The following is a 19,738-nucleotide window of genomic DNA, read 5'->3' as shown; positions in this document are numbered from 1 at the left end:
GGCTCCATACCCAGCGGTCGGTCGGCCCGGGCGCCGCCGGACCGACGCTCGGACGGACCCGGCTGTCAGGCCCGCTGTCCGAACAGCTCCCGCAGCACGTCCTCCATGGTCACGATCCCAGCCAGCCGGCCGTCGCCGCCGAGCACGGCCGCCAGATGCGTACGGCTGCCCCGCATCGCCGTGAGCACGTCGTCCAGACGCGTGCTCTCCCGCACGCGCGCGATGGGCCGCATGTCCCGCACCTGGAGCGGCACGTCCCGCGGGGAGGCGTCGAGCGCGTCCTTCACATGCAGATAGCCCACGATGCGGCGGCCCTCGTCGACGACCGGGAACCGGGAGAAGCCCGACTCGGCCGACAGCCGCTCCAGCTCCTCCGGCGTGACGCCCACGCGCGCGTAGAGGACACGTTCCAGCGGAAGCACCACGTCACGCACCGGCCGGCGGCCCAGTTCCAGCGCGTCGTGCAGCCGCTCCCGCGCGCGCTCGTCGATGAGGCCGGCCTCGCCGGAGTCGCGCACCAGGCGGGCCAGCTCGGCGTCCGAGAAGGTCGCGGTGACCTCGTTCTTGGTCTCGACGCGCATCAGCTTCAGCAGCGTGTTGGCGAATGCGTTGATCGTGAAGATCACGGGACGCAGCGCCCGGGACAGCGCCACCAGCGGCGGACCGAGCAGCAGGGCGCTGCGCACCGGTTCGGCCAGCGCGATGTTCTTCGGCACCATCTCGCCGAGCAGCATGTGCAAGTACGTGGCCAGGGCCAGTGCGATCACGAAGGACACCACGTGCCCGGCGCTCTCCGGCACGCCCACCGCGTGGAACACCGGCTCCAGCAGGTGCTCGATGGCGGGTTCCGCGACCACACCGAGCACCAGCGTGCACAGCGTGATGCCCAGCTGCGCGGCTGCCATCAGCGCGGACACGTGCTGCAGGCCCCACAGCACGCTCTTGGCGCGCCGGTCGCCCTGGTCGGCGTACGGCTCGATCTGTGAGCGCCGCACCGAGATCAGCGCGAATTCGGCGCCCACGAAGAAGGCGTTGACGACCAGCGTCGCAAACCCGATGAGCAGCTGTACGGCGGTCATCGTCCGCCCTCCTTCTCGTGGTCGGTCGCCGGGTCGTCGAGCGGCGCGTGCAGCAGCACTCGCGCGGCCCTGCGGCCCGCGGCGTCCACCACGTCGAGCCGCCAGCCGGCGACCTCGACCCGGTCACCGACGTCGGGGATGCGGCCGAGCTCGGCCGCGACGAGACCGGCCAGCGTCTCGTACGGTCCCTCGGGCGCTCTCAGCCCGACGCGTGCGAGCTGGTCCACCCGGGCCGAACCGTCGGCCGAGTACAGCGCCCGGCCCTCGTCGTCACTGCCCGCGTGGGCGAGGTCGGGCGTCTCGTGCGGGTCGTGCTCGTCGCGCACCTCGCCGACGACCTCCTCGACGATGTCCTCCAGCGTGGCCACGCCCGCCGTACCGCCGTACTCGTCGATGACCACGGCCATGGTGCGCTTGCCGGACAGCCGGTCGAGGAGCCGGTCGACGGTGAGGGTCTCGGGGACGAGGAGCGGCTCGCGCATCAGCTCGGCGACGGAGACGCGCGGTCGGCTCTCGGCGGGCACCGCCAGGATGTCCTTGATGTGCGCGGTGCCCACGACCGCGTCGAGGCTGCCGCGGTAGACGGGGAACCGCGACAGGCCGGTCGCCCGCGTCGCGTTCGCCACGTCCTCGCAGGTCGCCTGGGCGTCCAGGGCGACGACCTGGACGCGGGGGGTCATGACGTTCTCCGCGGTCAGGTCGGCCAGGTTCAGGGTCCGTACGAAGAGCTCGGCGGTGTCCGCCTCCAGGGCGCCTTCCCGGGCGGAGTGCCGGGCCAGGGCGGCCAGTTCCTGGGGGCCGCGGGCGGCGGCCAGCTCCTCGGTGGGTTCCACGCCGAAGCGGCGCACGATGCGGTTCGCCGTGTTGTTGAGGTGGGTGATGAAGGGTCGGAAGATCGCGCTGAACCAGCGCTGGGCGTTGCCGACCGTCTTGGCCACGGCCAGGGGCGAGGAGATCGCCCAGTTCTTGGGCACCAGCTCGCCGACCACCATCAGTACGACGGTCGACAGAGCCGTACCGATCACGAGCGCGATCGAACTCGCCGTCGAGCGGGAGATGCCGATCGACTCCAGGGGGCCCGCGAGCAGCGTGGCGATCGACGGCTCGGCGAGCATGCCGACGACCAGGTTGGTGACCGTGATGCCGAGCTGGGCGCCGGAGAGCTGGAACGTCAGATTCCGTACGGCCTTCAAGGCACCGGAAGCGCCCCGCTCGCCGCGCTCCACGGCCCGCTCCAGCTCGCTGCGCTCCACCGTGGTCAGCGAGAACTCGGCCGCGACGAAGGCACCGCAGGCCAGCGACAGCAGAATCGCCACCAGCAGGAGGATCACTTCGGTCATCGGGTCACCTCCGTCCCATGGTCGGACAGGGTGGGGAGGAACGCGCGATGTCGAGGACTGGGAGGCTCGCCCATGGGCGGACGCTCACACCTTTCATCTCATTGGGGGACCGAAGTGGCCCCCCAATAGTAAAGGACGGGCAAAGTGCTCCAAGGTGCGGTCAGCCGGTGATCTGCCGGTGATCAGCCGGTGTTCAACAGATCACCCGTCGGCGATCAGTCCGTGAGGTGCTTCACCCACCGCCGCCACTGTTCCTCGGGCGTGTACCCGGCCGCGCGCCAGGCATGGTGCGCGGTCTCGTTGCGCTCCAGGACCATCGCGTCGCCGCGGCGCCCGCCGAGTCGTACGAACCGCTCCTCCGCGGCGGCCAGCAGCGCCGAGCCGATGCCCCGGCGGCGGCGCTCGGGGTGCACCGCCAGCCGGTACAGATGACAGCGCCAGCCGTCGAAGCCCGCGATCACCGTGCCGACCAGCTCACCGTCGAGCTCCGCAAGGATCAGCGCCTCGGGATCGCGGGCGACCAGCCGCTCCACGCCGTCCCGGTCGTCGCTGATGCTCGTGCCCTCGGCGGCTGTCTTCCAGAAGGCCAGCACGGCGTCGAGGTCGTCGGCCGTCGCGGCCCGTATCCGCAGTTCAGTCATGCAGCGATCCCAGCACGGGCGACGAAGCGGGACGCGGATTTCCAGTATCCGGACGGCTACTTGCCGCGCAGCCGCTCGATCACCGGCGCGAACGCCTCCATGTGCGGCTCCAGGACGGTCAGATACGAGAACCCGTACCGCTCCCGCTGGGCCAGCACCTGCTTGGCGATCTGCTCCAGGGTGCCGACCAGGAGGATCGGCAGGTCCAGGACCTGCTCCAGGGTCAGTTCCGGAACACGGTCGAGGAGGGGCTGGACCGCGTCCGCACGGTCCTGTGTGACGGCCACCATCTGCAGCAGCAGGTTCAGCTCCGCCGGTTCCTTCCGGCCTGCCGCGAACTTCCGGTAACGGGCCACCCGTTCGTCGAGCTGCTCGGCCGTGACGGGGAGGAGCCGCCCGGTCGTGCTCTCCGGGTCCGGGTACGCGCCTCCGAACGCGGCGACGTCGGCGTGCTCGGCGGTCAGCCGCAGGACGCGGTCGCCGTTTCCGCCGATCAGCAGCGGTACGCGCGGCTTCTGTGCCGCCTGCGGTTGGTGTTCCTCCGAGCCGAGCAGCCGCTCCAACTCCTCGACCGTGCGCCGCAGATGGTCGACGCGCTCGCGAGGAGTGCCGAAGGGCAGCCCCGCCGTGTCGTGCTCGGCCTGTACGTAGCCCGCGCCCAGCCCCAGTTCGAGCCGCCCGCCCGTCAGGGCGTCGGTCGTGGCCACCTCCCGGGCGAGCAGGGCCGGGTTCCAGAAGCCCGCGTTGAGCACGAGCGTGCCCAGGCGCGGCCGCTCGGTCGCCTCGGCCGCCGCGACCAGGGCCGGGAACGGCGCGGGCATGCCCAGATGGTCGGGCACCAGGATCACGTCGTAGCCGAGCTCCTCGGCCCGGCGGCACTTGGCCCGCCACTCATCGGCCGGGGCTGGGGTCAGCAGGTTGACGCCGAAGCGGAACGGACGCGGGCTCGCCGGGCGCGACATGAACTCTCCTCATCCTCAAGGGACTTGAGTCTCAAGGGACTTGAGCACTTGCCGCGATTCCATCACTCGTGCGCGATGGCCGCCAGCACATTCATGCGCGATGCACGCAACGCGGGCAGCAGCGCCGCCACGATGCCCACGACCGCCGAGCCGATCACCACCGCCACGATCGTGCCCCAGGGGATCGCCAGCGCCGTCATGCCCTGCAAAGCCAGCACCTGCTGGGTGCACACGCCCCACACCAGCCCCAGCGCGAGGCCCAGGACCGCGCCGAACACGGCGATCACCACCGACTCCAGCCGGATCATCCGGCGCAGTTGCCGCCGGGCCAGCCCGATGGCCCTGAGCAGCCCGATCTCCCGGGTGCGCTCGACGACCGACAGAGCGAGGGTGTTGACCACGCCGAGCACCGCGATGATGATCGCGAGGCCGAGCAGCGCGTACACGAGGTAGAGCAGCACGGCGATCTGGTCGTGCACCAGCTGCTTGTAGTCGGCGATGTCCCGGACCTGCACCTGGGGATACGGGTCCAGCGTCTCCTCCAGGTTGCCGCGCAGGTCGTCGGCGCCGGTGCCGGAGGCCGCGTTGACGTACACGGCCGCGTCCTGCCCGCCCGGCGCGTACCGCTGCAGCGTGCCCAGGCCGAAGTAGATCCCGCCCTGCGCGCCGAACCCCTCGGCGGACTCCTGGTCGGTCAGGGCGCCCACCGTCAGCTCGGCCCGGCGATCGCCCTGGAACTCGACGGGGAGGGTGCTGCCGACGCGCACGCCGTGGTCCTCGGCGAAGTCCTTGTCCATGGCGAGGCGCCCGTCCGCGAGCGCGGCCGCGCTGTCGCCCTGCGCGTAGGTGATGTTGGCGACCTTGTCGAGCTCGGGTTCGTAGCCCGCGGCGGTCGTCTTCACCCGGTCGCCGTCGGGGAGGCGTACGGCGATCGTCGTGAACTGCGAGCGTACGACCAGCCCCACGCCCTCGGTGTCGCGGATCTTGTCGGTGATCTCCTGTGGGAAGGGCACGAAGTTGCCGTTCTGCACCACGAAGTCGGCGCCCAGCGTCTTGTCGATCTGCTGGTCGAACGACTTGGTCATCGAGGCGCTCGCCACCGACATCCCGCCGACCAGCGCGAGGCCCACCATCAGCGCGGCGGCCGTGGCCCCGGTCCGGCGCGGATTGCGCAGGGCGTTGCGCTGGCTCATCCGGCCGATGGAGCCGAACAGCGCGGGGAAGGCCCCGCCGAGGACACGGATCACGGGGCGTACGAGCAGCGGTCCCGCGATCACGGTCGCGATGAGCGTCAGCAGGACGCCGAGACCCAGCAGGGACGCCGCCGCCGACGTCTTGGACGACACGGCACAGCCCACGAGCGCCGCCGCACCGGCCGCCCCGACCACCGACCCCAGCACCGCGCGCAGCCGCAGCGGCCGCCCGATCTCGGCGATCTCGGCGTCCGCGAGGGCCGCCATCGGCGAGACCCCCGCCGCCCGCCGGGCCGGGAGGTAGGCCGCGACGAAGGTGACGCCGAGGCCGACGACGTACGCGGTCACCGGCGTCCCCCAGCCGATGACCATCTCGGTCGTCCTGATGTTCATGCCCATCAGACCCATCAGCTCGATGAGTCCGACGGCCAGCCCGATGCCGGCCGCGAGGCCCGCCGTCGAGCCGACCAGCCCGAGCAGCAGCGCCTCGGTCAGGACCGAGCGCCGCACCTGACGCCGGTCCGCGCCGAGCGCCCGCAGCAGGCCCAGCTCGCGGGTGCGCTGGGCGATCAGCATCGAGAACGTGTTGACGATCAGGAACACGCCCACGAGTACGGCGACCCCGGCGAAGCCGAGCATCACGTACTTGATGATGTCGAGGAACCCGCCCAACTGCTCGGCGTCCGACTCGGCCTGCTCCTCGGCGGTGCGCAGCTCGTAGGTGCCGGCGTCGGTGCCGAGCGCGTCGGCCACGCGCCGCTTGAGCTCCGTGTCGCTGACGCCCTCGGCGGCGTCGACCGAGATGCCGGTGGCTGCCTTCGGGTCGCCCAGCAGCCTCGTCTGTGCGGTGGCGGGGTCGAAGAACACCAGTGCGGCACCGGGGTTGGTGGTGGTGAAGGTGACGATGCCGACGACCTCGACCGGGAAGGAGCCCTCCTGCCCGATGACCGTGAGGCGGTCGCCGATCCGCACGTCCTTGCTGTCGGCGGTGTCCGCGTCGACCAGCACCTGCGAGTCGCCCTTGGGAGCGTGGCCGGAGGTGAGCTCCACGCCGCTGCGCTCGGTCGGGTTCCAGGCGGTGCCGATCGTGGGGGCACCGGTGGTCGGGCCCACCGACTCGCGGTCCTTGTCGGCGACGGTGAGGCCCTCCACGTCCACTTCCGCGCGGGCCGCCGCCACGCCTTGGGCCCGGGCGAGGCGGTCGGCGAGCGAGGCCGGCAGGGTCAGGGTCTGCCCTGAGGGCACGGTCTCGTCGAGGGTCTCCTTCGGCGTGACGGTGACGTCGGCGGCAGTCGAGGCGAAGAGCCGGTCGAAGGTGCGGCTGACGGTGTCCGAGAAGATCAGGCTGCCCGCGACGAACGCCACGGAAAGGATCACCGCCAGGGCGGAGAGCAGCAGCCGCCCCTTGTGGGCTAGGAAGCTGCGGAGGGTCGCCTTGAGCACGGGGTCAGCGCTCCTCGGGGGACGTGGGCTCGCCGTCCCCGAACTGGCTGCGGATCACGTCGAAACCGGGGGTCTGGGGGTTTCCCCCAGTAAAGAGGCGCATGCGCTCGAGTACGGCCTCCGCCGTCGGCCGCTCCATCTCGTCCACGATCCGGCCGTCCCCCAGGAAGAGCACCAGGTCGGAGTGGGCGGCGGCGCCCGGGTCGTGGGTGACCATGACCACGGTCTGCCCCAGCTGGTCGACGGCCTCGCGCAGGAAGCCGAGCACTTCCAGTCCGGCCCGCGAGTCGAGGTTGCCGGTCGGCTCGTCCGCGAAGATCAGCTCGGGCCGGGAGGCCAGCGCACGGGCGCAGGCGACGCGCTGCTGCTGGCCGCCGGAGAGCTGCGAGGGCCGGTGTTCGAGGCGGTCCCGCAGTCCGAGGGTGTCGATGACCTGGTCCAGCCACTTGTCGTCGGGCTTCTTGCCGGCGATGTCCATGGGCAGGGTGATGTTCTCGGCCGCGTTCAGGGTCGGGATGAGGTTGAACGACTGGAACATGAACCCGATCCGGTCCCGCCGCAGCCGGGTCAGCTCGCGATCCTTCAGCCCGGTGATCTCGGTGTCGCCCAGCCACACCTGCCCCGCCGAGACGTTGTCGAGGCCCGCCAGACAGTGCATCAGCGTGGACTTCCCGGAGCCCGACGGCCCCATCACCGCAGTGAAGCGTCCGCGCGCGATGTCCACGTCCACCGAGTCGAGGGCGAGCACCGTCGTCTCGCCCGAGCCGTACGCCTTGGTCAGACCGCGGGCGCGGGCCGCGATCCCGTCGGCCGACCCGGGGCCCGGGGCATGCTCCGCAGCTGCTGTGGACAAGGCCGCCTCCTCACGGACGTCACGGACTCCTCGCCCCGCCGAGCCTAATGTGACCCAACGCACACTCGGTATCCTCCCGAGGTCCCGGTCGGTCTCCGCCCCAGGTCGGGCCCCCGATATCGATGTAAGGGGCACCCTCCACCCCTGGGTGACCTCTTGTCGTTGCTAGCATCCGAGCGCTAGCTTTTAGGTATGGCGAAGACCCAGCTCAACGTGAGAGTCGACGAAGGCACGGCCCGCGCGGCACGCGAACGCGCCCTGGCCCGCGGCATGAGCGTCAACCGCTACATCGAGGAGCTGGTCAGAAAGGACACCGGGGAGGTCGGCCACACATTCGTGGACGCCGCCGCCGACTTCATGAAGCAGTACGAGTCCGTCTTCGCCGAGGAATTCGGCACGGAGCGCGAAGGTCGCCGCTGATCCCTTGAGCAATCTGACCATCGACCTTGCCTGGCTGCTGATGCTCGCCGAGAAGCGGACGCCGGGCGACCCCCAGGTCACCGACTGGGGCGCTCTCGTCGCCGCCGTCGCCCGCCATCAGGCCGAGATATTCGACGTCCCCGTCTACGACAGTCCGCAGGCCCGTGCCGCGGCCCTGCTCCAACTGCTCATTCACGTCCCGGCATTGGAGCGCTCCAACGCGCTGTTCGCCTCCGCCGTGGCCTACGCCTACCTGGTCGCCAGCGGCCTCAAGGTCGTCACCTCGCCCGAGCAGGTGCGTGACCTGGCTCGCCTGGTCAAGAGCGGTGAGGCCTCGGTCGAGGACATCGCGCGCGAACTGCGCCAGTGGAGTCTGTGAAGCGGAGTCCGTGAAGCGGAGTCCGTGCTCAGCCGGGCTGCTCCTCCGTCGGCCGCCATGCCGTGCCCAGCACGCAGTACGACGAGGGGAGCACCGGCCCCTTCTCCGGCATCATCACCCGCCGGTGGGGGCCGAGTTCGAACCCGGCCTCGCGCAGTGCCGCGACCGGGTCGCGCGAGACATGGCAGCCGCCGCTCACCAGCGGCCACACCGTCCGGTCCAGCGCCCGCTGCGTGAGGAGCATCGCCCGCCCGCCGCCCCGACCGTGCTCGAAGAACCGCACCACACCGCCGGGCCGCAGCACCCGCCGCACCTCACCGAGCGCCCTCGGCACGTCCCGCACGCTGCACAGCACCAGCGAGAGCACCACCGCGTCGAAGGCCTCGCTCTTGACCGGCAGCGCCTCCGCGGCACCCGGCACCACGTCCACCGGTACCCCGGCGCGCAGGGCGGACTCCACCGCCAGCTTCCGCAGCAGGCGCTCCGGTTCGATGGCGACGACCTCCGAGACGGCGCTCGGATAGTGGGCGAAGTTCAGACCGTTGCCCGCGCCGATCTCGATCACCCGGCCGGACAGCCCGGCCAGCAGCCGGTCGCGGACGCCGCCCATGCCCAGTCGGGTCTCGGCGTTGACGCTGATCCGGGCGTAGCAGCGGGCGAACAGCGGGTGGTGCACGGCATCCCGTGACACCTTGCCGGAGCCGGCGGACCGTAGGGCCATGGGGGACCTCCGTGGCGGGACGGGACTCACTCCCGATTGTCCCCCGTACGGCACCGGCGCACCCCCCGCTGTCGCAGTGGTTGTCGTTCAGGCGGGCTCGGCCCGCAACCTCAGCCGATGAAGTCCCGGACCTGCTCGTACACGCCGTGGTCGTTGTTCATGTCGGTGTGCGAGACGCACCCGACCTCGACGTTCGTCGCGCCGCTGAGGATCGCGGTGGTGTCGGGGGTGAGCGCGTCGTCGCAGTTCGACCAGTAGCTGGCGTACGACACGCTGCCCGGGGTCTCGTCGCCGGAGTTCAGGGCGGTCAGGAACGAGCTGCCGGTGTTCATCTCCGAGCAGGACGTGTACAGCCACGCACACCACGAGGCGGTGGAGGTGCCGTGGTTCACCCCGGCCGTCGAGACGAAGTCGTCCACGTACGACGTCCCGCCGAGGTTCTTGAGGAAGTAGCGGGAGCTGAGCGCGCCCATGGAGTGGACGACGATGTCCACCTTCGAGGCGCCGGTCCGGGCGAGCACGTTTCTGATCTCGGTCTGAAGTTGCCGGGCGGTGGTGGCGTTCGACTGGGCCCAGTCGTACGACCAGGCGTCCAGCTCGGCGGAGCTGTAGCCGTCGGCCTTGAAGTAGCCGACCCAGTCGTCCCAGCTGCTCGCCGAGCTGCTCAGGCCGTGCACGAAGACGACGGGGTCGTGGGTGGCGGCGTGCGCGGGTGTGGGGGAGAGGGACAGTGACAGAAGGAGCGAAGAGGCCAAGGCCGTCACGGCCGCGGCGATGCGACGCTTGCTGCGCTGCATGATGCCTCCTGAAACGTGTGGGGTTGTCAGGAGTGTCGAGCCGGTCTACGCGCGCCGCATCGGCGAAATCGCCGGTCTTTACGGTTCAATTAACTCGCCAGTAACGTCATTTGTGTGGTGACTCCGGTGAACCCCCCGCCCCTCGACCGCACTTCGCCACCGCGGCTCACGGGCCCGTGGTGGCGACAGCCGGCCGCCGCCCTTCCCGAGGGCGTCCGCGTACGGGTGCTGCGTGCCGTGTACGGCGATGTGCGCGCCGCCGCCGAACTGGTCCCGCGCCTGACCGACCGCCAGGCGGCGGGCGTCGACCCGCTCCCGACAAAGCCGGCGGAGCTGGCCCCGGCCTTGCTGCGTGAACGCCGGGCGGAGACAAGGGCGTTGCCCGACGACACACGCCTGCTCCTGCTCCTCGCCGCGGCCGACCAGTACCCGGTCTCCACCGACGCCTTCCTGCGCGCCGTCATGGCGGCCCGCCTCGACACCCGGTCCCTGGACGCCGCCGAGGCGGCCGGCGTCGCGCACGCCGGAGCGGGCGGGGTGGTGTTCCGCGACGCGTGGACACGGATCGCGGCCTACGAGACGGGCTCCCCGGCCGACCGCCGCGACGTCCACCGCCTGCTGGCCCGGGTGCTGAGCGGCGTGGGGGAGACGCCGTGGCGTTCCTGGCACCGGGGTGCGGGGGCGCTGGGCCCCAGCGGGCGGCTGGCCGCGGAACTCGGAGCCGCCGCGGCCAAGGCCGGTGACGCGGGCCGGCTGTCCTTGGCGCGTGCGCTGGCGGAACGGGCGGCCGAGCTGTGCCCCGACCCGTCCGAGCAGGCCCGCCTGATCGCCCGGGCTGCCGCCTACGCCTGGCAGTCGGGCGACGGGGACCGGGCGCGCAGGCTGGCGGCCACCACCTCCGACGACGCTCTGACCGGGGTGCTCGCCCTTCGGGCGGGAAACGCGTCGGAGGCGTTCGACGCGCTGCTGACGGCGGCGACCACCCCGCCCCCGGCACGCACCGCCCCTGGGCCCGCAGCGCCTCCCGTCGGCCCGGTCCCCGCAGCGCCTCCCGTCGGCAAGGTCCCCGCACCGCCGGCCGCCCTCGCCGCCCCAGGCGCTGTGCGGTCGTCCTCCGTCGACGCCTCCACCCCCGTCGCGTCAGCCACAGCCGTAGCCCCCACCCCCACGCCCCCTCCCACCACCGACCCAGCCGCCCACTTCCTCGCCCGAGCCACCGAAGCCGCCATCTACACCGGAGACATACGACGCCTGCGCGAGGCCACCCGCGTCGCCGATCGGCTCGGCGTGGTGCCGCCGGGCACGCTGAGCGGGCTCGTGGCCGCCTTCGACGGGCGGTACGAGGATGCGCGCGATCTGCTGAAGCAGGCGGCCGGGCGGTGCGGGCCGGGGGGTGATCCCACCGTCCTCATTCACGCCGGGATCGCCGAGCTGCTCCTCGGCGACCACACCCGCGCGGCCACGGCGACCGTCCGCGCGGCCGCCTCCGCACGGGCGCTCGGCACCCCGGTCGCCGTGCCGCAGGCGATGGAGTTCCGTGCGTACGCCGACTTCTGGACCGGACGCCCCAGAGCCGGCGAGGCCGCCGCGACGGACGCGCTGTGGCAGGCCCACGCCACAGGTCAGGACAACGGCGCCTGTCATCTGCAGGCCGCCCTCGCCATGTTCGCCGCGCTCACCGGAGACGCGGACGTCTGCCGCGAACGTGCCGCGACCGCACGGTCGTACGCCCTCGCCCGGGGCCTGGGTCTGCCCGCCGCCCTCGCCCAGTGGGCGCTCGCCTTCCTCGACCTCGGCGTCGGCGACTTCGCCGCCGCGGCCGCCCGACTGCGCGCCCTGGCCGGATTCGGCCCGGGCCACGGCCACCGGGCCGTCCGCCACCTGGCCACCCCGCACTACGTCGAGGCCGCCGTCCGCACCGGCGACACCCGTGTGGCCCGCGTCGCGCACGCCGACTACCACCGCTGGGCGAGCACCGTGCGCAGCCCCGACGACCTGGCCCTCAGCGCCCGCTGCCGCGCCCTGCTCGCGCCCGGGGAGGAAGCGGTGGACCACTACCGCACGGCACTCGACCTGCACTCCCACGGCACCCGCGACTTCGAACGCGCCCGCACGGAGCTGCTGTTCGGCAGCGCCCTGCGCCGACTGCGCCGCCGTACCGAGGCACGCGACCGCCTGCACAGCGCCCTGGAGGCGTTCGACTCCTTCGGCGCCCCGCACTGCGCGGACCAGGCCCGCACCGAACTCCGTGCCCTCGGCGCACCCGCCGCACCGACCGCCAACGCCACGGGACACCCCACGGCCCGCCTGACGGCCCAGCAACTCCTGGTGGCCCGGATGGCCGCCGACGGGGCCACCAACCGGGAGATCGCCGCCCGCCTCGCCCTCAGCCCGCGCACGATCGACCACCACCTACGAGGCGTCTTCACCCGCCTGGGAATCCGCTCCCGTATCGAACTGGTACGACTCATCGCCGAGAGCGACGAAGGCGAGGCCGGCTAGCCGCCGGACCAGGCGCGGGCGACGGCATGACGACCTGTCACGAGCGCCTCAGGGCGCCGCCCGCCCCCGAAAGCCCTCCGCGTCCCACGTCCCGAACAACCGCGGCGCCAGCCAATCCGGCGCCGCGACACGGAAGTCGGTGGGCGCGAGCGCCCCCGCGCCGGCCGGTACCGCGCCCAGCAGCGGCGCCGCCGCCACGTCCGGCAGATCCGCGACGTTGCAAAGAGACGCCAGATCGGGCGCCTCGGGCCAGCTGCCGATCACCACGCCCAGCAGGTCCAGCCGTCGAGTCCGCAGTTCACGCGCCGTCAACTCCGTCGTGTTGAGCGTGCCCAGGCCCGCCGAGGCGACCAGAAGGACCGGCGCCGCCATCAGTTCGGCCGCGTCCGCCAGCGTGCCGCCGGCCTCGTCGAAGCGGACGAGCAGCCCGCCCGCCCCCTCCACCAGCACCAGGTCGTGCTCGGCGGCCAGCTTGGCGGCGGCCTCGGCGATCTCGTGCGGCCGGACCGGAGGGCGGCCGGCCCGGCGCGCGGCCGTCGCCGGGGCCAACGGCTCCGGATACCGGGCGACCTCCGCGGTCGTCACGGCCCCCGCGAGCCGCGCCACCTCCTCCGCGTCACCACGCTCGTCCGGCGTCACGCCCGTCTGCGCGGCCTTCAGCACCGCAACCGACCGGCCCGCCGCCACCGCGGCCGCCGCGACCGCGGCCGTGGTGACCGTCTTGCCGACCTCCGTGCCCGTGCCCGTGATCACCAGTACCGGCATCTCAGCCCTCCCGCGCTGCCGCGCCCACCGCGCGGGCGATCCGTGCCACATCCGCGTCACCCGTGACGTACGGCGGCATCGTGTAGACGAGGTCGCGGAACGGCCGCAGCCACACCCCCTCGCGGACGGCGGCCTCCGTGGCCGCCTTCATGTCGATGGGGTGGTCCAGCTGCACGACCCCGATGGCGCCCAGGACCCGTACGTCCTTCACGCCCGGAATATCTGCCACGGGCGCCAGCCCCTCCCGCAGCCCCGCCTCGATCCGCTCGACCTCCGTCAGCCAGTCCTGGCCGAGCAGCAGCTCGATCGAGGCGCAGGCGACCGCGGCCGCCAGCGGGTTGCCCATGAAGGTCGGGCCGTGCGCGAGCACGGGCACCTCGCCCCGCGAGATCCCGTCGGCCACCCGCGAGGTGCACAACGTGGCGGCCATCGTCAGGTAGCCGCCGGTCAGCGCCTTGCCCACGCACATCACATCCGGCGTCACCGCCGCATGGTCCGCCGCGAACAGCGCGCCCGTGCGACCGAACCCGGTCGCGATCTCGTCGAACACCAGCAGCACGTCGTGCGCGTCGCACGCCTCGCGCAGCACCCGCAGATACGCGGGGGAGTGGAACCGCATCCCGCCCGCGCCCTGCACGACCGGCTCGACGATCACAGCGGCCAGTTCATCGGCGTGCTGCGCGATCAGCGAGCGCAGATGGTCGGCGTACGACTCCTCGTACTCCGCCGGCGGCGGGTCCGCGAACACCTGGCGCTGGAGTACGCCGGTCCACAGCTCGTGCATCCCGCCCTCGGGGTCGCACACCGACATCGGCTGCCAGGTGTCGCCGTGGTAGCCGCCGCGCCAGGTCAGCAGCCGCTGCTTGCCGGGGCGGCCCAGCGAACGCCAGTACTGCAGGCACATCTTGACCGCGACCTCGACCGACACCGACCCGGAGTCGGCGAGGAAGACATGCTCCAGGCCGTCGGGCGACATGTCGACAAGGAGCTTCGCCAGGCGTACGGCGGGCTCGTGCGTGAGCCCGCCGAACATGACATGGCTCATGCGCGACAGCTGCTCGTGCGCGGCCTCGTTGAGCACGGGGTGGTTGTAGCCGTGGATCGCCGACCACCAGGACGACATGCCGTCCACGACTTCGTCCTGGGCTCCGTCCGCCGTCCTCAGTCTGAGGCGTACCCCGCTCGCCGACTCCACGACCAGCGGCTCGATGCGGCCGGGCATGGGGCCGTACGGATGCCAGACGTGCCGCCGGTCGAGCTCCAGCAGCTCGGGCACGGTCCATTCGGGCATCGCGTGCAGGTCAGGCATTGGGCGCGAGGTCCGTGCCGGCACCCCGGCGGCGTACGGCGACCAGGTCGGTGCGCGGCTCGGCGGCGACCGGCGCGGCAGCGGCCGTACCGCACACACCGCCACCCTCGTGCGACCCGCACCCGGCGCCCTCGTGCGACCCGCACCCGGCGCCCTCGTGCGAACCGCACCCCGCGCTCTCGTGCGAGCCGCACCCGCCCCCGGCCGTCGCCGCCCGGTGCTCGGGCAGTGTCACCTGGTCGGCGCCCTCCACCTCGAAGCCGGCGTCCGCGATCATCTCCAGGTCGGCCTTGCCCGCCTGGCCCTCGCTGGTGAGGTAGTCGCCGAGGAAGATCGAGTTGGCCAGGTGCAGGGCGAGCGGCTGCATGGTGCGCAGATGCACCTCGCGGCCGCCCGCGATACGCACCTCGACGTCAGGGCAGACGAACCGCACCATCGCCAGGATCCGCAGACAGCGCTGCGGGGTGAGGTTCCACTCCTTGGCCAGCGGGGTGCCCTCGAACGGGATCAGGAAGTTGACCGGCACCGAGTCCGGGTCCAGCTCGCGCAGCGAGTAGACGACGTCGACCAGGTCCTCGTCCGATTCGCCCATGCCCGCGATCAGACCCGAGCACGCCGACAGGCCCGCCGCGTGCGCCTTGTGCACGGTGTCGACGCGGTCGGCGTAGGTGTGGGTGGTCGTGATGTCCGCGTACGTGCCCTCGGAGGTGTTGAGGTTGTGGTTGTACGCATCCGCGCCCGCCTCGCGCAGCCGCTCCGCCTGGCCGTCGGAGAGCAGACCGAGACAGGCGCACACCTCGACGCCCTCGTTCTGGTCCTTGATCGTCTTGATGGTCTCGGAGACCCGGTCCACGTCTCGGTCGGTCGGGCCGCGCCCGGACGCCACCAGACAGACCCGCTTGGCGCCACCGGCCAAACCGGCGGCCGCGGCCTGCGATGCCTCGTCCGGCTTGAGCCAGGTGTACTTCAGGATGCCGGCGGTGGAGCCGAGCCGCTGAGAACAGTAGGAGCAGTCCTCCGGGCACAGGCCCGACTTGAGGTTGACGAGATAGTTGAGTTTCACCCGTCGGCCGAACCACTGCCGGCGTACCTTGCCGGCCGCGGCCACCACATCGAGCAGGTCGTCGTCGGAAGTGGCGAGGACGGCCAAGGCTTCCTCGCGGGTCGGCAGCTCGCGCCGAAGCCCCTTGTCCACCAGCGTGTTCAGCAGGTCCATGGGAGCTGATCCTGACGTACGGAGGGGCTCCGAGCCAAGGAGACTTCGGACAACCCTGCCACTTCGATGTGTGGGTATTGCCACACCGTGCGCCGTCGGTCGTGCGACTAGTGTCTGTGCACTGCCTACAAAAGCCCGGAGGAGTCATGGCGTTCGGCTGGATCGACGAGCAGGCGGAGCTGCGCCGCCGCGCCGGACTCGTACGGACCCTGCGCCCCCGCCCCGCGGCCTCGCCGCTGCTCGATCTCGCGAGCAACGACTACCTGGGCCTGGCCCATCACCCCGAGGTCACCGAAGGCGCGGCGCGGGCCGCGCGGACGTGGGGCGGCGGCGCGACCGGATCCCGGCTCGTCACGGGCACTACGGAACTGCACACCGAGCTGGAGCGCGAGCTGGCCGACTTCTGCGGCTTCGAGGCGGCGCTGGTCTTCTCCTCCGGCTACGCGGCCAACCTCGCCGCCGTCACGGCACTGGCGCCGCACGGCTCGCTGATCGTCTCCGACGCGGGGAACCACGCCTCGCTGATCGACGGCTGCCGGCTGGCGCGGGGCACCACGCAGGTCGTCGCGCACGCCGAACCGGACGCCGTGCGCAAGGCGCTCCAGACGCACGACGGGCCCGCCGTCGTCGTGTCCGACACCGTCTTCTCGGTCGACGGCGACGCCGCCCCGCTGGGCGGGCTCGCCGAGGCGAGCCGCGAACACGGGGCCGGGCTGGTCGTCGACGACGCCCACGGCCTCGGCGTGCTCGGCGACGGCGGCCGCGGCGCCCCGCACGCGGCGGGACTCGCGGGCGCCGACGACGTCGTCGTGACGGTCACGCTGTCCAAGTCGCTCGGCAGCCAGGGCGGAGCCGTCCTCGGCCCCGCCCGGGTGATCGACCACCTGGTCAACGCGGCCCGCACGTTCATCTTCGACACGGGCCTCGCCCCCGCGGCGGCGGGCGCGGCCCTGGCGGCACTGAGACTGCTGCGCCGCGAGCCGGAGCGTGCGGCGCGGGCGCGCACGGTGGCGAACGAACTGCACACCCGGCTGACGGCCACGGGACTTCAAGCCGTACGTCCGGACGCCGCGGTCGTCTCCGTGCGCGCGCCGTCCCCCGAAGAGGCCGTGCTCTGGGCGGCCGAGTGCCGTACGGCAGGCCTCGCCGTGGGCTGCTTCCGTCCTCCTTCCGTCCCCGACGGCATCTCACGGCTGAGGCTCACCGCCCGCGCGGACCTCTCCGAGGGGCAGATCGAACGCGCTGTACGGGTCATCGGCGAGACACGACCATGAGTCGGCGTGACACGGCCCTGCCGCCGCACCTGGCGTAAATGATCAGAGTTGGTCAGAAATGATCGGAACGGTCAGGACTGGCACGGTCAGGACTGGAACGCGGTCGTGAAGCCCGCCCAGCTCTCGGGGGAGAAGAGCAGCGCGGGTCCGGCCGGGTCCTTGGAGTCGCGCACGGCGAGCAGTCCGATCCAGGGACCGGAGCGCGGCCGTGCCGTCTCGACGCAGTTGTTCGCTCCCGTGCTGTAGCTGCTGCGCAGCCATCGCACACCGTGCAGGTCGGTGGTGGAAGGTACGTTCCGAGGCAGTGCTGTCATGGTGCCTCCTTACGCGCCGCCGCCTATCGCGGCGATGTAATCCAGCGATTCCTCGGGCGAAAGGGCGTGGATCCGAAGGGCGTTGAAGGCCTCCGTGTAGGCCTGGAGGTCTTCTTTCCGTTCGAGGTAGAGGCTACTCGTCAAGTGGTCGAGAACAACCACATCCAGATCAGAAGTGCGCGAAAATGAGAAGATAACGAAAGGCCCGGTGATGCCGATATGCTCCCCGGCCCCGAACGGCAGGACCTGCAGCCGGACTTGGGGCAGTCGCGCCGACTCCATCAGCCGTCTCAGCTGCGCCGCCATCACCTCGGGCCCGCCGATCTCCCGGCGCAGCACCGCCTCGTCGAGCACCGCGCTCAGTCGCAACGGTGGATCGGCGTGCAGCACGTCCTGCCTGGCCAGACGGACCGCGACCAGCGCGTCGAGCCGTTCGTCGGCGGCGTCGGGTTCGTCGGCGAGTGAGCCCACCGCGGCCCGCGTCACCGCCCGGGCGTACTCGGGCGTCTGGAGCAACCCGGGCACCACGGAGGTCTCCAGCGTGCGCATCGCGCTCGCCTGGGACTCCAGGCTGATGAAGTCCCGGTACGTCGGCGGCAGCACTCCGCGGTACGCGTGCCACCAGTGATGCCGGCCGCCACCCTCGTCGGACCCCGCCAACACCAGGAGCAACTCCCGCAGTTGGGAATCCCCGACGCCGTACGCGTCCAGCAGTAACCGCACATCGGCCGGTTTCACCCCGCTGGCGCCGGTCTCGATCCGGCTCACCTTGGACTGGTGCCAGCCCACCAGCCGGGCCGCCTCACCACTGGTGAGCCCGGCACCGGTGCGCAACGCACGCAGTTCCGCGCCCAGTTTCCGGCGGCGCACCGCGGGACCGTGCTGCATGGGCAACTCCTTACTCCAACCGAGCCGCCCAAATACGCTCTGCCGTCGCAGAGTTCACCGCTTCGAGCGACAGATATATGCATATCTTGGTGGATCGGCACCCTGACGGCCCTGGTAATGGCAGTCTGGCGACGAAGCACCAGTCCGGGACCGTACTCGAACCATCCGCTCCATGTCGGACTGCGGTCCCGTTGGGAAAGGGACGACGTCGCCATGGCAGATCACCTGGAAGCATCCGTCACTCTGCCGAGCGATCCCGCCTCGGTCTCCGCGGCCCGGTCCTACGTGGTCACCACCCTCGCGGAATGGGGACTGCCACCGGACACGGAGGCGGCCGACACCATCCGGCTGATCGTCTCCGAACTCGCCACCAACGCCGTACAGCACACCCTCGGGCAGTCACCCACCTTCACGGTGGACCTCGAGCTCGACCGTGACGAACACCTGCGCATCGGGGTCACCGACAGCCACCCGCGGTTCCCCAAGCGGTTGCCGGCCGCCGTCCAGCAGGACAACGGCCGTGGCCTGGTCATCATCCGCTGGCTGACCGCGGAGTGCGGAGGCAAGCTGAGAGTGCGGCCCACCCGCGAAGGCGGCAAGACCGTTTCCATCGAACTGCCGTGGACCGCGGCCGCGGAGCCGGTGCCGGCTGCGGGACAGCAGGAACCGTGACCCTCAGGGCTGTGACGGCTGCCCGGCCCGCCCGAACGTGCCGCGCAGCAGCGCCCGGAAGGCGTCCGCGGCGGGAGCCGCCTCGTCACTCCGGAAAGCGACCGAGATCGTACGCCGCAGCTCTGCGCCCTCCAGTGCCCGCACCCCGACCGGAGTGACCGACGTGCGCGCCACCATCTCCGGTACGACCGCGACCCCGAGCCCCGCACTGGCCAGCGCGCACACCAGGAGGTATCCCGGCGTCGGGACCCGCACCGAGGGCGTGGCCCCGGCCCCGGCCAGCACCGCCTCGACCGCCCGCCGGGCCGGAGCGTCCGGCGCCATGCTGATCAGGGGCTGCCCCGCGAGCTCGGCGAGTGGCAGCCGTGCGGCCCCGCTGGTGAGGACGTGGCCCGGAGCGGACACCAGGACCAGTTCCTCGACGAGGATCGGCTCGATGCCGACGGAGGACGGCAGGGGGACCGGGTTGCCGGGTGCGTAGGTGTGCGTGAGCGCCAGATCGACCTCACCGGCCGCGACGGCGGCGACCCCGGCCGAGGGTTCGTAGTCGGCGACCGTCAGCTCCACATCCGGATGCGCCCGGCGGAAGGCGCTGAGGGCCGGGGGCAGCAGATGGATGCCGGCGGTCTGGAAGGTGCCGAGCCGGAGGGTCCCGCCGGTCAGGCCGGTCAGCCGGGCCAGTTCATGCCGTGCCCGGTCGAGTTCGTCGAGCACCCGCCGCGCCCGGGCCACCAGCAGCTCGCCCGCGCCGGTCAGCCGAGCCCCGCGGTGGTGCCGTACCAGAAGGGCGGTGCCGGCCTCGCGCTCCAGTTTGGCCAGCTGCTGGGAGAGTGCGGGCGTGGTGTAGCCGAGCCGCTCGGCGGCCCGGGTGATCGATCCCGCCTCGGCGACCGCCACCAGGGCGGCGAGGCGGGTCGGGTCGTACACGGCGGGTCTCCTTCGAGTGCGGCGCCCGAGCGACTGAGCCGGA

19 protein-coding genes are annotated in these 19,738 nt (G+C 72.0%); 5 read left to right on the top strand and 14 right to left on the bottom strand.

The window, feature by feature from the left end; all coding sequences use genetic code 11:
• Positions 1 to 65 precede the first annotated feature (65 nt).
• The 6 genes from EHO50_RS14545 to EHO50_RS14520 all read right to left on the bottom strand — a co-directional run bounded on the left by EHO50_RS14545 (position 66) and on the right by EHO50_RS14520 (position 7,511).
• A complete protein-coding gene (locus EHO50_RS14545) occupies positions 66 to 1,079 on the bottom strand; it encodes a hemolysin family protein (protein ID WP_128430491.1) in 1,014 nt (337 codons plus the stop codon).
• Positions 1,076 to 2,419, bottom strand: coding sequence for a hemolysin family protein (locus tag EHO50_RS14540; RefSeq protein WP_128430490.1), 1,344 nt, complete (start codon positions 2,417 to 2,419; stop codon positions 1,076 to 1,078). Before EHO50_RS14540 ends, EHO50_RS14545 begins: the two co-directional genes overlap by 4 nt.
• 215 nt (positions 2,420 to 2,634) lie before the next feature.
• The gene (locus EHO50_RS14535; RefSeq protein WP_128430489.1) at positions 2,635 to 3,060 is read right to left on the bottom strand and encodes a GNAT family N-acetyltransferase; all 426 of its coding nucleotides are present in this window, start codon (positions 3,058 to 3,060) and stop codon (positions 2,635 to 2,637) included.
• Positions 3,061 to 3,116: 56 nt separating this feature from the next.
• Positions 3,117 to 4,022, bottom strand: coding sequence for an LLM class F420-dependent oxidoreductase (locus EHO50_RS14530; RefSeq protein ID WP_128430488.1), 906 nt, complete (start codon positions 4,020 to 4,022; stop codon positions 3,117 to 3,119).
• Between the two features lie 62 nt (positions 4,023 to 4,084).
• The gene (locus tag EHO50_RS14525; RefSeq protein WP_128430487.1) at positions 4,085 to 6,658 is read right to left on the bottom strand and encodes an ABC transporter permease; all 2,574 of its coding nucleotides are present in this window, start codon (positions 6,656 to 6,658) and stop codon (positions 4,085 to 4,087) included.
• Positions 6,659 to 6,662: 4 nt separating this feature from the next.
• Positions 6,663 to 7,511: an ABC transporter ATP-binding protein gene (locus EHO50_RS14520; protein WP_128430486.1), complete on the bottom strand. Its 849-nt coding sequence runs from the start codon at positions 7,509 to 7,511 to the stop codon at positions 6,663 to 6,665.
• A gap of 192 nt (positions 7,512 to 7,703) precedes the next feature.
• On the opposite strand from EHO50_RS14520, the gene EHO50_RS14515 reads away from it, so the two are divergent.
• Positions 7,704 to 7,931 carry an antitoxin gene (locus EHO50_RS14515; RefSeq protein WP_128430485.1) on the top strand — a complete coding sequence of 76 codons (228 nt, stop codon included), beginning with the start codon at positions 7,704 to 7,706 and terminating at the stop codon, positions 7,929 to 7,931.
• A 4-nt stretch (positions 7,932 to 7,935) separates the two neighbouring features.
• A complete protein-coding gene (locus EHO50_RS14510; RefSeq protein ID WP_128430484.1) occupies positions 7,936 to 8,310 on the top strand; it encodes a fic family toxin-antitoxin system, toxin component in 375 nt (124 codons plus the stop codon).
• A 28-nt stretch (positions 8,311 to 8,338) separates the two neighbouring features.
• On the opposite strand, the gene EHO50_RS14505 is transcribed toward EHO50_RS14510, so the two are convergent.
• Entirely contained in the window at positions 8,339 to 9,031 is a 693-nt protein-coding gene (locus tag EHO50_RS14505) for a class I SAM-dependent methyltransferase (protein WP_128430483.1), read from the bottom strand.
• A gap of 110 nt (positions 9,032 to 9,141) precedes the next feature.
• Positions 9,142 to 9,828: an esterase/lipase family protein gene (locus tag EHO50_RS14500; protein ID WP_128430482.1), complete on the bottom strand. Its 687-nt coding sequence runs from the start codon at positions 9,826 to 9,828 to the stop codon at positions 9,142 to 9,144.
• 117 nt (positions 9,829 to 9,945) lie between these two features.
• On the opposite strand from EHO50_RS14500, the gene EHO50_RS14495 reads away from it, so the two are divergent.
• The gene (locus EHO50_RS14495) at positions 9,946 to 12,330 is read left to right on the top strand and encodes a helix-turn-helix transcriptional regulator (protein ID WP_246101177.1); all 2,385 of its coding nucleotides are present in this window, start codon (positions 9,946 to 9,948) and stop codon (positions 12,328 to 12,330) included.
• Between the two features lie 48 nt (positions 12,331 to 12,378).
• Here EHO50_RS14495 and bioD read toward each other — a convergent pair whose 3' ends face one another.
• From bioD to bioB, 3 genes are read right to left on the bottom strand one after another with little or no spacing between them, the layout of a single operon-like run.
• Entirely contained in the window at positions 12,379 to 13,095 is a 717-nt protein-coding gene (gene bioD / locus EHO50_RS14490) for a dethiobiotin synthase (RefSeq protein ID WP_164904834.1), read from the bottom strand.
• 1 nt (position 13,096) lies between these two features.
• The gene (locus tag EHO50_RS14485; RefSeq protein ID WP_128430713.1) at positions 13,097 to 14,386 is read right to left on the bottom strand and encodes an adenosylmethionine--8-amino-7-oxononanoate transaminase; all 1,290 of its coding nucleotides are present in this window, start codon (positions 14,384 to 14,386) and stop codon (positions 13,097 to 13,099) included.
• 10 nt (positions 14,387 to 14,396) lie between these two features.
• Positions 14,397 to 15,620, bottom strand: a complete 1,224-nt coding sequence (bioB, locus tag EHO50_RS14480; RefSeq protein WP_128430479.1) for a biotin synthase BioB — start codon at positions 15,618 to 15,620, stop codon at positions 14,397 to 14,399.
• Between the two features lie 146 nt (positions 15,621 to 15,766).
• Here bioB and EHO50_RS14475 point away from each other — a divergent pair, with 146 nt between their 5' ends.
• Positions 15,767 to 16,894: an 8-amino-7-oxononanoate synthase gene (locus EHO50_RS14475; RefSeq protein ID WP_128430478.1), complete on the top strand. Its 1,128-nt coding sequence runs from the start codon at positions 15,767 to 15,769 to the stop codon at positions 16,892 to 16,894.
• An 86-nt stretch (positions 16,895 to 16,980) separates the two neighbouring features.
• On the opposite strand, the gene EHO50_RS14470 is transcribed toward EHO50_RS14475, so the two are convergent.
• Together EHO50_RS14470 and EHO50_RS14465 are read right to left on the bottom strand one after the other, a co-directional pair.
• Positions 16,981 to 17,208: a DUF397 domain-containing protein gene (locus EHO50_RS14470; RefSeq protein WP_128430477.1), complete on the bottom strand. Its 228-nt coding sequence runs from the start codon at positions 17,206 to 17,208 to the stop codon at positions 16,981 to 16,983.
• Positions 17,209 to 17,217: 9 nt separating this feature from the next.
• Complete coding sequence (locus tag EHO50_RS14465; RefSeq protein ID WP_128430476.1) at positions 17,218 to 18,096, bottom strand: helix-turn-helix domain-containing protein; 879 nt, start codon at positions 18,094 to 18,096, stop codon at positions 17,218 to 17,220.
• 213 nt (positions 18,097 to 18,309) lie between these two features.
• On the opposite strand from EHO50_RS14465, the gene EHO50_RS14460 reads away from it, so the two are divergent.
• Positions 18,310 to 18,768: an ATP-binding protein gene (locus EHO50_RS14460; RefSeq protein ID WP_128430475.1), complete on the top strand. Its 459-nt coding sequence runs from the start codon at positions 18,310 to 18,312 to the stop codon at positions 18,766 to 18,768.
• 3 nt (positions 18,769 to 18,771) lie between these two features.
• Here EHO50_RS14460 and EHO50_RS14455 read toward each other — a convergent pair whose 3' ends face one another.
• Positions 18,772 to 19,695, bottom strand: coding sequence for a LysR family transcriptional regulator (locus tag EHO50_RS14455; RefSeq protein WP_128430474.1), 924 nt, complete (start codon positions 19,693 to 19,695; stop codon positions 18,772 to 18,774).
• Between the last annotated feature and the right edge of the window lie 43 nt (positions 19,696 to 19,738).

Origin of the sequence: Streptomyces cyaneus (assembly GCF_004028635.1) — a bacterium.
Lineage (GTDB): Bacteria > Actinomycetota > Actinomycetes > Streptomycetales > Streptomycetaceae > Streptomyces > Streptomyces cyaneus.
This window is presented reverse-complemented; position numbering and strand designations above follow the sequence as displayed.